Raw genomic sequence first — 14,630 nt, forward strand, 5'->3', positions numbered from 1 at the left:
GCGCAGCGGACGCGTCGTTCATTCGTACACGTCACGTAGGGTCGGAAGGTCGGGGGCATTGACGCGCACATGTCGCTAGGTGGATTTGCCCTTGTCGTGCTGGTGCTTGCCATCGCCTCCTACGCCGCGGCCCGAATGCGAGCGGCCGCGTTCGGCAGGGCAGACGGTGCGCGGCTGCATTCGCGGCCGGTCTATCATGGCACATGGGCCTTCGTGCTGGCGTTGCTTCCCGCGCTTCTTCTCGTTTCGGTCTGGAGCATAATCGGCGGCAACATCGTCGCATCGCAGACATTGGCGCAGCTGCCGGAGGCTGCTCGCCCTGCCGCCGGGATCGCCCGGGAGACGTTTCTGGGCGAATTGCGCGCGGTCGTCGACGGTACGATCGCCGCGGCCTTCGATCCAAATGTTGCCGCTGCCGTGCCGATCTATCGGCAGACGCAGTCGCAATGGACGCTCCTGATCGGTGGCCTTGCCATATTGCTCGCGCTGATCGGCGGGGGCTATGCCTGGATGCACAGCAAGGCTGATTTTCGCGCGCGGACGAATGTCGAGCGCATCGCAACGATCCTGCTTGCCGTGGCTTCGCTTGTGGCGATCCTGACGACGTTTGGCATCGTACTTTCGCTGTTGTACGAGAGCCTGGAATTCTTCAGTCGCGTATCGCCGCTGGAGTTCATCTTTGGAACGCATTGGTCGCCGCAAACGGCGATCCGTTCGGATCAGGTCGGTTCGACGGGTGCGTTCGGCGCTGTCCCGCTGTTCTGGGGAACGATCTTCATCGGCGCCGTCATCGCAATGCTCGTGGCGATCCCGCTTGGGCTGATGTCGGCGATCTACCTGACGCAATATGCCCGGCCTGGCGCGCGGAAGGTCCTGAAGCCCCTTCTAGAAATCCTCGCTGGCGTTCCCACCGTGGTCTACGGATATTTTGCAGCGCTGACGGTGGCTCCCGCGGTGCGCGACTTTGCCATGTCCATCGGGATTGCGGGGGCATCCAGCGAAAGCGCGCTGGCCGCCGGATCGGTGATGGGGATCATGATCATCCCATTCATTTCCTCGATGGCCGACGATTCGCTTTCGGCCGTTCCAGGCGCGATGCGTGACGGGAGCCTTGCCATGGGCGCAACACCGTCTGAAACGATCAAGCGTGTGCTGGTGCCGGCGGCGCTGCCCGGCATTGTCGGCGGTGTTCTCCTCGCGGTCAGCCGGGCGATCGGGGAAACGATGATCGTCGTCATGGCGGCAGGGCAGGCTGCGAACCTTACGGCAAATCCCCTCGAATCGGTCACGACTGTGACGGCCCAGATCGTGCAGCTGCTGACCGGGGATCAGGAGTTTGATTCGGCAAAAACGCTGAGCGCTTTCGCTCTTGGCCTGGTGCTCTTCATCGTCACCCTTCTTCTGAACATCTACGCGCTTGCCGTGGTGAAGCGCTATCGGGAGGCCTATGAGTAGCGCGGTGCCGCAGGACGAACAGATCGGGCGGGGGCCGACGGCGTGGCATTCCGAAGCGATGAGGAGGCGCGTGCGCCGACGCTACGCGCGGGAGCGGCGCTTCCGCGCTCTCGGCTTGCTGGCCCTGACGATCGCCGCCGGCTTCCTGGCGTTTTTGCTGATCACGATCGTCAGCGATGGGTGGCGCGGCTTCCAGCGCGCCGAAGTCGCCGTCGAGGTTGACTTCGATCCCGCGCGGCTCGGGCTATCCGAAGCTGATCTGCAGGGTCCAAACGCGCAGGCCATGCTGAACCGCGCGAATTTTCGCGCGCTCGTACGCGACGCCGCCAGTGAACAATATGGGTCCGCGACGATGCTCAGCAACGGTGCGTGGCTTTCCGTTCGCGACGAAGTGCGCGGCGATCCGGAGCTTCTCGGTCAGACGAAGCGGCTGTGGCTGGTGGCCGCACCTTATGTAGACCTGCTGGCGAAGGGGCATATCGACTTCGACATGCCGCCGGAACGTCGGGGCGTCAGTGCGGAGCAGATTTCGGACTACCGCCAGCTTCGCTCGGCCGACGCGGTGCGGCTCGGCTTCAATAGCGGGTTCCTCAGAAAGGCAAACTCGACCAACTCGGAACTCGCCGGCGTCTGGGGCGCCTTCGTCGGTTCGGTGCTGACGATCCTCGTTACCCTCGCGATCAGCTTTCCGATCGGTGTCATGACCGCTATCTATCTTGAGGAATATGCGCCCAAGAACCGCGTGACCGACATTATCGAGGTGTCAATCAACAATCTTGCGGCCGTGCCCTCCATTATTTTCGGTCTTCTCGGGCTTGCGGTCTTCCTGAATTTCTTCGGCATGCCGCGCTCCGCGCCAGTGGTGGGCGGCCTCACGCTGGCTCTGATGACGCTGCCCGTGATCGTCATTTCGGCGCGCGTCGCTCTTCAGTCCGTCCCGCCTTCCATCAAGGATGCCGCGCTCGGCATCGGCGCCTCGCGCCTGCAGGTGATCACGCATCACGTGCTGCCCGTCGCGTTGCCGGGCATCCTCACCGGCACGATCATCGGCATCAGCCGCGCGCTCGGAGAGACGGCGCCGCTGCTTCTGATCGGCATGCGCGCCTTCGTCTCAGATATTCCGGGCGGTGTGACCCAGCCGGCCACGGTTTTGCCGGTGCAGATCTTCCTGTGGTCGGACGAGGTCGGGCGCGGGTTCGTCGAGAAGACGTCGGCAGCGATCATGGTGCTTTTGGCCGTCCTCCTCGCCATGAACGGCGTCGCCATCTATCTGAGAAACAAGTTCGAGAGGCGCTGGTAATGGCCGAAGCCCCGGAAGAGACCGTGGTTCACGACGAGTTGAAGTTCGCAAACGACTCCAAGATGACGGCTCGCGACGTCAGCGTCTATTATGGCGCGAAAAAAGCCGTCGACCGGGTCTCCATCGATGTCGACTCGCATTTCGTGACGGCGTTCATCGGCCCTTCGGGCTGCGGCAAGTCGACATTTCTGCGTTGCTTCAATCGCATGAACGACACGATCGACATTGCCCGGGTCGAGGGCGACATCCAACTCGACGGCGAGAATATTTACGACACGCGCATGGACGTCGTTCAGCTTCGTGCCCGCGTGGGGATGGTGTTCCAAAAGCCCAATCCGTTTCCGAAGTCGATCTACGAGAACATCGCCTACGGTCCCCGAATCCACGGAATCGCGGACTCCAAGTCCGATATGGATCGTATCGTCGAGACCAGTCTGACGCGCGCGGGCCTCTGGAACGAGGTCAAGGACCGGCTGGACGAAAGCGGCACTGCCTTGTCCGGCGGGCAACAGCAACGCCTCTGCATCGCCCGCGCCATCGCCGTGGATCCAGAGGTTATCCTGATGGATGAACCCTGTTCGGCGCTCGATCCCATTGCGACCGCGAAGGTCGAGGAACTGATCGACGAACTACGGGGTCGTTATGCGATCGTCATCGTGACGCACAATATGCAGCAGGCGGCCCGCGTTTCCCAACGCACGGCTTTCTTTCATCTTGGAAATCTGGTCGAATACGGTCCCACGGAGGAAATCTTCACCAATCCGCGCGCGGATCGCACCCGCGATTATATCACCGGCCGCTTTGGTTGACGCTCACCAGACGGAGGTAGGAGGGACGAACGATGACATCGCAACCCGGCCATACGGTCAAATCCTTCGATGACGATCTGCGGTCGCTGCGATCCCGGATTGGACAGATGGGCGGCTATGCGCGTCAACAGCTCGACGACAGCATTGCCGCGCTGCTTTCCGGTGATGTGGAGACGGCGCACCGGATCGCGGAGGGTGACAAGCGCCTCGACGAGATGGAGATGGAGGCGGAGTCCTTCGCGATTTCCATCATCGCCCGCCGGGCGCCCATGGCAGGGGATCTTCGCGAGGTCATTGCGGCGCTGAAGATCGGATCGGTCATCGAACGCATCGGCGACTATGCCAAGAACTGTGCGCGCCGGGTGGAGGTTCTCGTCGGCGGCGTCAGCCGGGAGGTGCATCCCGGTATCGCGGAAATGGCCCGCATGGCGTCTTCGTTGTTCGACGATTCCATGCGCGCGTTCGCCCAGCGCGACCCGGCCCTGGCACAGCAGGTCGCGGACGGCGACGAGGCTATTGACGATTATTATGAGAGCCTGTTCCAGGCTTTGCTTTCGCAAATTGCGGAGGATCCGAACCAAACGGCATCGGCCACGCACTTCATCTTTATCATCAAGAACCTGGAACGCGTGGGAGATCATGCAACCAACATCGCGGAGATGGTGCATTACAGCGCGACCGGCGAACATCTCGGCGAACGTCCGAAGGGCGGCGATGCGACCGGCCTGACCCTTCCGCTCTGACCCATGGGAAACCGCAAGATGAATCCGAAAGTGCTGATCGTCGAGGATGATACGAACCTCGTCGAGCTCCTGACCTACAATTTCGAGAAGGAAGGTTACGCGACCGTTCAGACCGAGGACGGCGAAGAAGCGCTCGTCCTTGCGCAAGAGGAAAATCCGGACATCGTCATCCTGGACTGGATGATCGCGAACCTGTCCGGCATCGAAGTGTGCCGACGCTTGCGGCGCAGTCCGGACACACAGAACGTCCCGATCATCATGCTGACGGCGCGCACCGAGGAAGCGGATCGTATTCGCGGGCTGGAAACCGGGGCGGACGATTATATCACGAAGCCGTTCAGCCCGCGCGAGCTGATCGCACGCGTCAATGCGGTCCTGCGTCGCCTGCGCCCTGCCATTGCGGGGGCATCGCTCAGCTATGACGATATCGAGATGGATCTCGGTGCACATAGGGTCACGCGGGGCGGAGAGTCCATCTCGCTCGGGCCGACCGAGTTCCGCTTGCTTCGCCACTTTCTGGAACATCCGGGGCGCGTGTTCAGTCGCGAGCAACTGCTCGACGCCGTATGGGGACGCGACGTGTATGTGGAGCAGCGTACGGTCGATGTCCACATCCGCCGTTTGCGCAAGGCGATCAATACAGGGGGACGGTCCGATATCATCCGGACCGTGCGCTCGGCGGGTTATGCGCTTGATGCAGGCGGGCAGGGGCCTGCCTGACAAAATCAAAGGGTCCCCGCCGCCCGGCCGACAGGGTAGGACAGGCGCAGATAATCGAGGGAGCAGCCTGACATGAATTTCGAAGATCGCGTCGCCATCGTAACCGGAGCCGGCGGCGGTCTGGGCCGCGCCTACGCCCTTTCACTCGCCGCGCGCGGGACGAAAGTGGTGGTCAACGATCTCGGTGGGGCGCGCGACGGCACCGGCGGCTCTTCGAGCGCGGCCGCTGCCGTCGTCGAGGAAATCGAAGCTGCCGGCGGCACCGCCATCTCGAACTCGGCAAGTGTCACCGATCGCGATGCGGTGCAGGCCATGGTCGACGATGTCATGGCGAAATGGGGACGCATCGATATCCTGATCAACAATGCCGGTGTGCTGCGCGACAAGACGTTCGCAAAGATGACGCTCGACGATTTTGCCTTCGTCGTCGACGTGCACCTGATGGGATCGGTCAACTGCACGAAGGCCGTCTGGCAGCATATGCGGGATGCCAATTACGGACGTATCGTCATGACTGGCTCCTCCACCGGTTGCTACGGTAATTTCGGTCAGACGAATTATGGCGCGGCGAAGCTCGGCCTCGTCGGGTTCATGAAGTCGCTCGCCATTGAAGGCGCGAAGAACAATATTCATGTGAACAGCATCATTCCGGTCGCCGGAACCCGCATGACCGAGGACATCATGCCGGAACAGATGCTGGGGATCTACGCGCCGGAAAAGGTCGCTCCTGCCGTTGTCTTTCTGGCCTCGGACGAGGCGCCGACCAACACGATCCTTGGCGCGGGCGCAGGCGGCTATCATGCCGCGCATGTTACGCTGACCAAGGGTATCATGCTGAAGGACGAGGAGCGCACCGCCGAGACGATCGCGTCCCGCTTTGCCGAGATCACCGACAGGAGCGGGGAAACCGTTCCGCAATCCGGCGCGGAGCAGGGGGCGCTTGTGATGGGTCGTCAGGACGAACTGAATTGATCGCTGCCGGGGCGCCGGCTGTGCGGCAGGTGCTCAGGCGTCGATCAGCTTGACGAGCCGGCGTTCCACCGGGGCCAGAAGCGCTTTCAGGTCGTCGCCGCGCTTCAGGATCTGGCCCGCCTCTCCAACGAGTATATAGGCGCCCTGCTTACGGGCGAGCGCAGGGCGTTTCACGATGGCGATCTCCGGCCGGTCGGCCGTCCGGCGAAATGCCGAGAAGCGGGCTTCGTCCCGTTCCATATCAAGAGCATAGTCGCGCCAGTGCCCCGCCGCCACCATGCGGCCGTACAGGTTCATGATGAGGTTCAGTTCCAGCCGATCGAACAGCGTTTGCGATCGTGGCTGTCCGTTCGGGAAGAGCGGGGTGACGTTGCCGGAGATCGCGCTTATCCGTGCTGCCGCCGGTCGCGATCGCCGCTGCGGCCATGGTCGTAGTCATCGATGCGTTCCTGAAGCGCCCGCAACTCGCAGCGCAGGATCTCGATCTGCTGCGTCGCCGGATCGAACTTCTCGCTGCAGGGGGTGCCATAGGGAATGAAGTCCGCGGCATAGTTTTCCGCGGCGATAGGAACCGGTTTCGCAGGGATCCCGACCATCGTCGCGCCCTCCGGAACGTCGCGGGTGACGACCGCATTGGCACCGATCCGCCCCCGTTTCCCAACTATAATGGGGCCGAGAATCTGCGCTCCCGAGCCGACGATCACGCCGTCGTCCAGGGTCGGGTGCCGCTTGCCCCGAATACCATTGGCGGGGTTGGTGCCGCCCAGGGTCACGCATTGATAGACGGTGACATCGTCGCCGATCTGCGCCGTTTCCCCGATGACGGTGAACCCATGGTCGATGAAAAAATTTCGCCCTATGGTCGCACCCGGATGAATATCGATCGCGGTAAACATTCGCGCGACGTGGTTGACGATCCGCGCCAGCAGAAACAGTTCGCCGCGATAAAGAAAATTTGCCAGACGGTGCGCCGCGAGCGCCCAAACCCCTGGATATAAGAGAACTTCCCACCTCGAACGTGCCGCAGGGTCGCGTGCCTTCACGCTATCCAGATATTGGACGATTTCGCGGAACATGCGATGTCTCCTGCTCGCGGCTTGGCCGACCATATGGGCAGACCGGGCCATATTCGAAAGGGGCGGCTTTCTTATGCGGATGATTTTGTCGCGCTTACCCGCTCACTGCAAGAAATTCCCTCGCTGATCATGGTCGCGGACTTTGCAGTGGCGATCCTGCCGTTCGTGCTGATCGGTTTCGCCGCGCAACTGGTAGACGGCGCGCTGGGCATGGCGTTTGGCGTCATCTCATCGACCCTGCTGATCGGCTTCGGCGTGCCGCCGGCAGCGGCGTCCGCGGGCGTCCACTTGGCGGAGTGCGTCACGACCGGTTTATCGGGACTGGGCCATGCCCTTCACCGAAACATAGACTGGGGCCTGTTTCGGCGTCTGGTCCTGCCGGGGCTGATCGGGGGCGCCGCGGGCGCGTATCTTCTCAGTTCGCTCGACGCGTCCACGGTAAAGCCTTTCGTTCTGGCTTATCTGCTGATTGTCGGAATCGTGCTTCTTGTCCGCGCGCTGTGTTATCCGCCCACGCCGAAGCGACCGCGTTTCGTGGCGCCGATCGGCTTCGCCGGCGGCTTTCTGGACGCCGCCGGCGGGGGCGGGTGGGGCCCCGTGGTCACGTCGAACCTGCTCATACAGGGCACCAGTCCGCGCACGACGATCGGGACGGTAAACAGCGCCGAGTTCTTCCTGACGGTTACGATCAGCGTGACCTTTATCCTGTCGCTTGGCATGGCTGCGTTCACAACCGCCACTCTGGGACTGATCCTGGGCGGAGCCCTTGCCGCGCCACTCGGCCCGGTCGCGGCGCGTCACCTGCCGGCTCGGCTGCTCCTGATCCTCGCAGGCGCGGTTATCATCGGAACCAGCGCCTACGGGATCTGGAGGGCCTTTGGTTAGAGTGCGGCGAGCGTGCGACCCAGCGCGAAGACGACAGCAGCGGTCCGAACGCCGAACTGAATGGTCTCGGAGTTCATGCCGCCCTTGATCAGCACCTTCTCGTGGCTGTCGATGCACATGCCGCAGCCGTTGATCGCGCTGACGGCGAGCGACCAGAGCTCGAAATCGAGCTTGTCGACGCCCGGATTGGCCATCGCGTTCATACGCAGCTTTGCCGGCATCTTCGCATATTCATCGTTCCCGGCCAGGTGCGTGAACCGATAGTAGATATTGTTCATCGCCATGAGCGAGGCGGCAGCCTTTGCCGCGTTCATCGCCTCTTCGCTGAGCACTTCGGCGGCATCAGTCTCTACGGCGTCGATCAGCGGGCCGTAGCTGGTGGCGTGGGCGCATGCGACGAGCAGGCCGTATTTCTTTTGATCGTCGACCATTCCATCGCCGATGATCGAACTGATATTGAGCTTGGTGTCCTTGGCGTAATCGGGAAGCTCCCGCGCCAGATCCTTGATTGCAGACATGAATGTCTCCTTCGAAACACGGAATTTGGATAAAAAAAGGGCGGCGACGAATGAACGGCGCCGCCCCTTTCCGAAAGGTTCAGGGAAGCTCGCGCTTAAGCGGCGGGCTTCAGAACGTCCTGGCCTTCTTCCCAATTGCAGGGGCAAAGCTCGTCGGTCTGCAGCGCATCGAGAATCCGCAGCGTCTCCTTCGGATTGCGACCGACGTTCAGGCCATTGATCGTGATGTGCTGGATCACATTGTCCGGATCGACGATGAAGGTGGCGCGCAGCGCGACGCCGGCGTTCTTGTCGACGATACCGAGCGCGTGGGCCAGCTCACCCTTATTGTCGGCGATCCACGGGAAGTCGGCCTTGGCAAGACGCTCATCCGATTTGCGCCATGCGAAGTGGACAAAATCCGTGTCCATGGAACCACCGATCAGAACGGCATCGCGATCCTCGAAATCGTCCTTCAGGTCGCCATAGCCGACGATCTCCGTGGGGCAGACGAACGTGAAGTCCTTCGGCCACCAGAACAGGATCTTCCACTTGCCGTCAAAATCCTTGTCGGTCAGGCGCTCGTCATTCGGCAGCGCGTCCGTGCCCTGCTGAACCGGAACATTGAATTCGGGAAGCTTGTCGCCAACAGTAAGCATATAAATCTGTCTCCAGTCTGGTTGAAAATTCACGTGCGAAATGTCCGGCACGCCCAAAGCGCGTCGTTCACCGCACCAACGAGCTTGCATATGGGCATGGTTCCCTTATCTAGCCAATGAATTTTATTTTAAGGTTTGATCGAGGAATGCGATCATGCATCTGCCCACTTTAAAGCAGCTTCAATACCTGATTTCCTTGGCCGATCACGGGCATTTTGGTCGCGCGGCAGAAGCGAGCTTTGTGACGCAATCGACGCTCTCTGCGGGCATAAGGGAGCTTGAAACCCTCCTCGATGCCAGCTTGGTCGAGCGTACGCGGCGGGTGGTGCGGTTCACGCCGCTGGGCGAGCGTATTGCGGAAAAGGCTCGCCGCGTGCTGGCCGATGCCGAAGATCTCGCCGCGCTTGCCCATGCCGAATCGAAACCGCTGACGGGCGATCTGCGCATGGGAGTCATTCCGACGATCGCGCCGTTTCTGTTGCCTCGCATCCTGCCGCGTCTGCGCACGGAGTATCCCAGTCTGCGGCTGTTTTTGAGGGAGGAACCAAGCGCGGCGGCTTGCGAGGCGCTTCACAAGGGGCAGGTGGACTGCGTTCTGCTGGCGCTGCCCTATGGGTGCGGTGATATCGAAGCGGAGATTCTGTTTGAAGATCGATTCTTCGTGGCAGCGCACAAGGACGATGAGGTGGTCGCCAGGAACAGCGTGAAGGCTGGCGCCATAGACGGCGATCAACTGCTGCTGCTGGAGGACGGCCACTGTCTGAAGGAGCACGCGCTTGCCGCGTGCAAGCGCCCCGAGTTTCGAACGGAGGCATCGGTCATCGGCACGTCTCTGCACACGCTGATCCAGATGGTCGACAATCGGCTGGGGCTGACGCTGGTGCCGCAAATGGCGCTCGATGCCGGCATTCTTTCGGGCACGGAGGTTGTCGCGCGGCCACTCGCCGAAGCGGACGCGGCGAGGGAGATCGCGCTGGTCTGGCGCCGCTCCTCTCCCCGGGAGGATGAGTTCCGCATGCTGGCGAAAGCGCTGGTCGACGCAGGCGGGGCGGATGCCTAGTCCAAAGGAAAGCTGAACCAATCGAGGAGGACGATCCGCTATGAAGGCATTGCTGTGCAAGGAACATGGACCTCCTGAAAACCTCGTCGTGGAGGAGGTCGCCACGCCGGAACCGGGCAAGGGCCAGGTGCGGATCAACCTGAAGGCGGCAGGCGTCAATTTCCCGGACACGCTCATCATACGCGATCTTTATCAGTTCAAGCCGGAGCTGCCCTTCTCCCCTGGGGGAGAGGCGTCGGGCGTGGTGGACGCGGTCGGGGAGGGCGTGACCCATCTGAAGCAAGGTGACCGCGTTCTGGTCATGTGCGGCAACGGCGCGTTTGCGGAGCAGATCGCAATCGACGCGAGCCGTGTGATTCCGATTCCGGACGAGATGGATTTCGACATCGCGGCCGGTTTCACCATGACCTATGGCACCTCTCACCACGCGTTGAAGCAACGCGCGAATCTGCAAGCCGGGGAAACGTTGCTGGTGCTGGGCGCGGCTGGCGGTGTGGGCTTGGCCGCCGTCGAGATTGGCAAGCTGATGGGGGCGAAGGTGGTCGCGGCCGCGTCCACGCAGGAGAAGCTCGACCTTTGCCGCGAATATGGTGCGGACGAGACGATCAACTATACCGAGGAGGACCTGCGCGAGGGGATCAAGCGGGCCACGGGCGGTGCGGGCCCGGACGTGATCTACGATCCGGTCGGCGACAAGTTCGCGGAGCCGGCCTTTCGCTCCATTGCATGGAACGGCCGCTATCTGGTCGTGGGGTTCGCGGGCGGCGAGATTCCGAAGCTGCCGCTGAACCTGACGCTGATCAAGGGCGCCGCCATTGTGGGTGTCTTCTGGGGGCGCTTCACGGCAACAGAGCCGAAGGTGCATCAGGCGAACATGGCCGAACTGCTGGGTTGGCTGAAGGACGGAAAGCTGAAGCCCCATGTTTCGAAGCGATTTCCGCTTGAGCAGGGCGGGGAAGCGATCCGGTGGATGATGGACCGGAAGGCGATGGGCAAGGTGCTGATCGAGATATGAGCGGGCGACGGGCAGGGCGGGCGACGCGGCAGGAATGTCCCGGCTCGCTCGCTCCCGGTTGCGGCAGGGCCTCTTTCCTGATCTTTTGTCGTCACTTGCCTGATCCAAAGGGCGTTCTCTTCAGTTCGGAGCCTCGATGAACCTGTCTTCCCCCGCCCTGCTGGCCGCCGCCCTGCTGTCAGCATCCCCCGCATCCGCCGAACTCAGCACTTCGGAAGCCGCGATCGCCGCTGCCGTCGATGAAAACCGGGGGGACGTCGAGGCCTTTCTGGAAGATATCGTCAACGTCAATTCCGGTACATTGAACCTTCAGGGGGTAACCCGTCTCGGCGAAATGGTGAGAGGTGAACTGGAACCGCTGGGTTTCGATGTCGAATGGATCGACATGAGCGAAACCGGCCGCGCCGGGCACCTAGTCGCGACGCATATTGGCAATGGCCAAGGGCAGCGCATGCTGATGATCGGTCATCTCGACACGGTGTTCGAACCGAGCTCTGCCTTCCAGGCCTATAGCGTCGACCCGCAACAGCCTGGCCGTGCCGTGGGACCCGGCGTCGGCGACGACAAGGGCGGGATTGCCGTCATCCTCGCGACCCTCCAGGCAATGCATGCGGCCGGCACGCTCGATGCCGCCGATATCAAGGTCGTTCTGACGGGTGACGAGGAGCGCCCGGGCACACCTCTGGAACTGGCGCGGCGCGATCTGATCGCGGCCGGTGAATGGGCAGACGTCGCGCTGGGGTTCGAGGGGCTTTCGCGGGAAGATGGCAAGGATTTCGGCACCACCGCCAGGCGCTCATCGACCAGCTGGACGATCCGTGCCAGCGGCAAGACGGGGCATTCCAGCGGCATCTTCTCCGAAAGTGCGGGTTATGGCGCGATCTATGAACTGGCACGCATCCTCGATGCCTTTCGGCGCGACCTGCCAGAGGAAAACCTGACCTATAATGTCGGCGTCATGGCGGGGGGTACGCCGGCCGAGATCGATGCGCAGGGTTTTGCCGTAAACGCCTCCGGCAAAACCAATATCATCGCCGAAACCGCGATCGCACGCGGAGATCTGCGTACGCTGACCCAGGAACAGGATGCGCGAATCCGTCAGCGCATGCAGGCGATCGTCGCCGACCACCTTCCGGGCACGGATTCGGAGATGGAGTTTTCCGAAGACGGCTATCCACCCATGGCGCCCACGTCCGCAAATCGCGCGCTCCTGGAACGTCTGAATGGCGTGAACCGGGATCTGGGACTGGCGGAGATGGGGGAATGGGATCCTGCCCGCCGAGGGGCTGCGGACATCAGTTTCGTGGCTGAGGATGTGGATGCCGCGCTTGCCGGGCTCGCAACCAGCGGTGGCCGTTCGCACGCTGACGGCGAATATATCGACCTCGATTCGATCCCGAAGCAAGCGAAGCGGGTGGCGGTTCTGATGAGCCGGCTTTCACAGGAGCCTCGCGACTAATCCATCGGGATTGCAATCCGGCGAGCCCCGATGGCGCGCCGTGCAGGCTCTGCCTTCTGAAAAATGTGCGCTGCTGTGCGTTCGCAATTGCCTGTGCTATTCGCCCCGGCATGCTGAATCTGAATGGCATTACCGTTCGCCTGGGTGGGCGAACCATCCTCGACCGTGCGGGCGCTGCAATTCCGCCCGGCAGCCGCGTCGGTCTGATCGGCCGAAACGGTGCCGGCAAGTCAACGCTGATGAAGGTGATGATCGGAGAGATCGATCCCGATGAAGGCGACATCGACATGCCGCGCACGGCGCGCATCGGGTATTTGCAGCAGGAGGCGCCGAGCGGAACCGCGACGCCTTTGGAAACCGTTATCGCTGCCGACCGGGAACGAAGCGAGCTTCTCGCCGAGAGCGAAACGTGCAGGGACATGCACCGCCTTGGCGACATTCACGAGCGCCTGAACGCCATCGATGCCTATTCGGCGGAAGCGCGCGCGGCGCGAATCCTCGTTGGGCTGGGGTTCGACGAGGACATGCAGGGGCGCCCGCTCGACAGCTACTCCGGCGGCTGGAAAATGCGCGTGGCGCTCGCGGCGCTCCTGTTCTCCCAGCCCGATCTCTTGCTGCTCGACGAGCCGTCCAATCACCTCGACCTGGAGGCGACGCTGTGGCTGGAGAATTTCCTGAAATCCTACCGCGCGACCCTGGTCGTCATCAGCCACGAACGCGATCTTCTGAACAACGTCGTCGATCATATCCTGCATGTCGAGAATGGCCGCACGAAGATGTATGTCGGCGGGTACGATTCCTTCGAACGGCAACGCGCCGAGCATCTGGCGCAGGCGGGGGCCGCGCGGCGCAAGCAGGAGGTCGAGCGAGAGAAGCTGCAGGCGTTCGTCGATCGATGGCGCGCCAAGGCATCGAAGGCGAAGCAGGCGCAAAGCCGCATGAAGGCCCTGGAGAAGATGACGCCGATCGCCGCCGCCCTCGAAGATCCCAGCCTGTCGTTCGAATTTCCCAGCTCGCCTGAATTGAAGCCGCCGCTGATCACGCTCGACATGGCCTCTGTCGGATATGATGAGCGGCCGATCCTGAAGCGCCTGAACCTGCGCATCGACCCGGACGAGCGGATCGCCCTTCTGGGCAAGAACGGCAATGGCAAGACGACGCTGGCCCGGCTGCTGGCGGCGCAGCTTTGCCCGATGGACGGGGAGATGAATGCCTCGCGCAAGATGACCGTCGGCTATTTCACCCAGTATCAGGTGGAGGAGCTTGAGACGGACGCGACCCCGCTTGAGCATATGACGCGTCAGATGCCGGGCGAGAAGCAGAGCAAAGTCCGCGCGCAGCTTGGCCGGTTCGGCTTCTCGGGCGAACGCGCGACGCAGCGGGTCGGCAGTCTATCGGGCGGCGAACGCGCGCGGCTCGCCCTTGCCCTTATTACACGTCACGCGCCGCACCTTCTGATCCTGGACGAGCCGACCAACCACCTCGATGTCGACACGCGGGAAGCGCTTGTGCAGGCGCTGAACGACTACCAGGGCGCCGTCGTCATCGTCAGCCATGACCGGCACATGATCGAGCTGGTTGCGGACAGGCTGGTGCTGGTTGCCGATGGAACCGCCGAGAATTTCGACGGCACGTTGGAGGACTACACGAGTTTGGTCCTCGGCCGCACACCCGCGAAACGCGCTGGGTCGAAGGATGCCGCGCCGCCGCGGAAGACTTCGACGAAATCGCAGAGCGCAGATACACGGCGAATCCTTGCAACGCTTCGCGGGGAAGTGGCGAGCGCGGAAAAGCGCGTCGCAGCGCTGACCCGCGACATTGCCATCATCGACCAGGCTGTCCTCGATCCGGCGATTTCAGGGAACGGCGCCGCCATCGCGGACCTGATGAAGCGCCGCACAGCGGTCGAGGCCGAACTGCGAGAGGCGGAGGAGGCTTGGCTGACAGCGGAAGCTGCGCTGGAAGACGCAGCCTGAACAG

15 protein-coding genes are annotated in these 14,630 nt (G+C 62.4%); 11 read left to right on the forward strand and 4 right to left on the reverse strand.

From position 1 onward, the window contains the following. Positions 1 to 69: 69 nt before the first annotated feature. The 6 genes from pstC to C725_RS00835 all read left to right on the forward strand — a co-directional run bounded on the left by pstC (position 70) and on the right by C725_RS00835 (position 5,999). Complete coding sequence (pstC, locus tag C725_RS00810) at positions 70 to 1,455, forward strand: phosphate ABC transporter permease subunit PstC (RefSeq protein WP_008599544.1); 1,386 nt, start codon at positions 70 to 72, stop codon at positions 1,453 to 1,455. Then, positions 1,448 to 2,755: a phosphate ABC transporter permease PstA gene (gene pstA, locus C725_RS00815; RefSeq protein WP_038280967.1), complete on the forward strand. Its 1,308-nt coding sequence runs from the start codon at positions 1,448 to 1,450 to the stop codon at positions 2,753 to 2,755. The genes pstC and pstA overlap by 8 nt, the downstream gene beginning before the upstream one ends. Next, positions 2,755 to 3,564, forward strand: a complete 810-nt coding sequence (pstB, locus tag C725_RS00820) for a phosphate ABC transporter ATP-binding protein PstB (RefSeq protein WP_008599546.1) — start codon at positions 2,755 to 2,757, stop codon at positions 3,562 to 3,564. The genes pstA and pstB overlap by 1 nt, the downstream gene beginning before the upstream one ends. Before the next feature lie 32 nt (positions 3,565 to 3,596). Next, positions 3,597 to 4,307, forward strand: a complete 711-nt coding sequence (gene phoU / locus C725_RS00825; protein WP_008599547.1) for a phosphate signaling complex protein PhoU — start codon at positions 3,597 to 3,599, stop codon at positions 4,305 to 4,307. Positions 4,308 to 4,325: 18 nt separating this feature from the next. Then, positions 4,326 to 5,027 (forward strand): phosphate regulon transcriptional regulator PhoB, encoded by a 702-nt coding sequence (phoB, locus tag C725_RS00830; protein WP_038281171.1) that lies wholly within the window; start codon positions 4,326 to 4,328, stop codon positions 5,025 to 5,027. A gap of 72 nt (positions 5,028 to 5,099) precedes the next feature. Next, positions 5,100 to 5,999 (forward strand): SDR family NAD(P)-dependent oxidoreductase, encoded by a 900-nt coding sequence (locus C725_RS00835; RefSeq protein ID WP_008599549.1) that lies wholly within the window; start codon positions 5,100 to 5,102, stop codon positions 5,997 to 5,999. Positions 6,000 to 6,032: 33 nt separating this feature from the next. Here C725_RS00835 and C725_RS00840 read toward each other — a convergent pair whose 3' ends face one another. Beyond that, positions 6,033 to 6,380 carry a DUF2794 domain-containing protein gene (locus tag C725_RS00840; protein ID WP_038280970.1) on the reverse strand — a complete coding sequence of 116 codons (348 nt, stop codon included), beginning with the start codon at positions 6,378 to 6,380 and terminating at the stop codon, positions 6,033 to 6,035. 5 nt (positions 6,381 to 6,385) lie between these two features. Further along, positions 6,386 to 7,075: a serine O-acetyltransferase EpsC gene (epsC, locus tag C725_RS00845; RefSeq protein ID WP_008599551.1), complete on the reverse strand. Its 690-nt coding sequence runs from the start codon at positions 7,073 to 7,075 to the stop codon at positions 6,386 to 6,388. A 129-nt stretch (positions 7,076 to 7,204) separates the two neighbouring features. Here epsC and C725_RS00850 point away from each other — a divergent pair, with 129 nt between their 5' ends. Then, the gene (locus tag C725_RS00850; protein ID WP_038281173.1) at positions 7,205 to 7,960 is read left to right on the forward strand and encodes a sulfite exporter TauE/SafE family protein; all 756 of its coding nucleotides are present in this window, start codon (positions 7,205 to 7,207) and stop codon (positions 7,958 to 7,960) included. Here C725_RS00850 and ahpD read toward each other — a convergent pair. After that, complete coding sequence (gene ahpD / locus C725_RS00855) at positions 7,957 to 8,478, reverse strand: alkylhydroperoxidase, AhpD family (protein WP_008599553.1); 522 nt, start codon at positions 8,476 to 8,478, stop codon at positions 7,957 to 7,959. The two genes, C725_RS00850 and ahpD, sit on opposite strands and share 4 nt — an antisense overlap. 95 nt (positions 8,479 to 8,573) lie before the next feature. Further along, positions 8,574 to 9,116 carry a peroxiredoxin gene (locus tag C725_RS00860; protein ID WP_008599554.1) on the reverse strand — a complete coding sequence of 181 codons (543 nt, stop codon included), beginning with the start codon at positions 9,114 to 9,116 and terminating at the stop codon, positions 8,574 to 8,576. Between the two features lie 154 nt (positions 9,117 to 9,270). Here C725_RS00860 and C725_RS00865 point away from each other — a divergent pair, with 154 nt between their 5' ends. The 4 genes from C725_RS00865 (at position 9,271) to C725_RS00880 (ending at position 14,626) form a co-directional block, all read left to right on the forward strand. Beyond that, positions 9,271 to 10,176: a hydrogen peroxide-inducible genes activator gene (locus tag C725_RS00865; protein WP_008599556.1), complete on the forward strand. Its 906-nt coding sequence runs from the start codon at positions 9,271 to 9,273 to the stop codon at positions 10,174 to 10,176. A 40-nt stretch (positions 10,177 to 10,216) separates the two neighbouring features. Next, on the forward strand, positions 10,217 to 11,191 hold the full coding sequence (locus C725_RS00870; protein ID WP_008599557.1) for an NADPH:quinone oxidoreductase family protein: 975 nt from the start codon (positions 10,217 to 10,219) through the stop codon (positions 11,189 to 11,191). Positions 11,192 to 11,327: 136 nt separating this feature from the next. Then, entirely contained in the window at positions 11,328 to 12,650 is a 1,323-nt protein-coding gene (locus C725_RS00875; RefSeq protein ID WP_008599558.1) for a M20/M25/M40 family metallo-hydrolase, read from the forward strand. Between the two features lie 110 nt (positions 12,651 to 12,760). Then, positions 12,761 to 14,626 carry an ABC-F family ATP-binding cassette domain-containing protein gene (locus C725_RS00880; RefSeq protein ID WP_008599559.1) on the forward strand — a complete coding sequence of 622 codons (1,866 nt, stop codon included), beginning with the start codon at positions 12,761 to 12,763 and terminating at the stop codon, positions 14,624 to 14,626. Positions 14,627 to 14,630: the final 4 nt, after the last annotated feature.

Origin of the sequence: Pacificimonas flava, assembly GCF_000342165.1 — a bacterium.
Lineage (GTDB): Bacteria > Pseudomonadota > Alphaproteobacteria > Sphingomonadales > Sphingomonadaceae > Pacificimonas > Pacificimonas flava.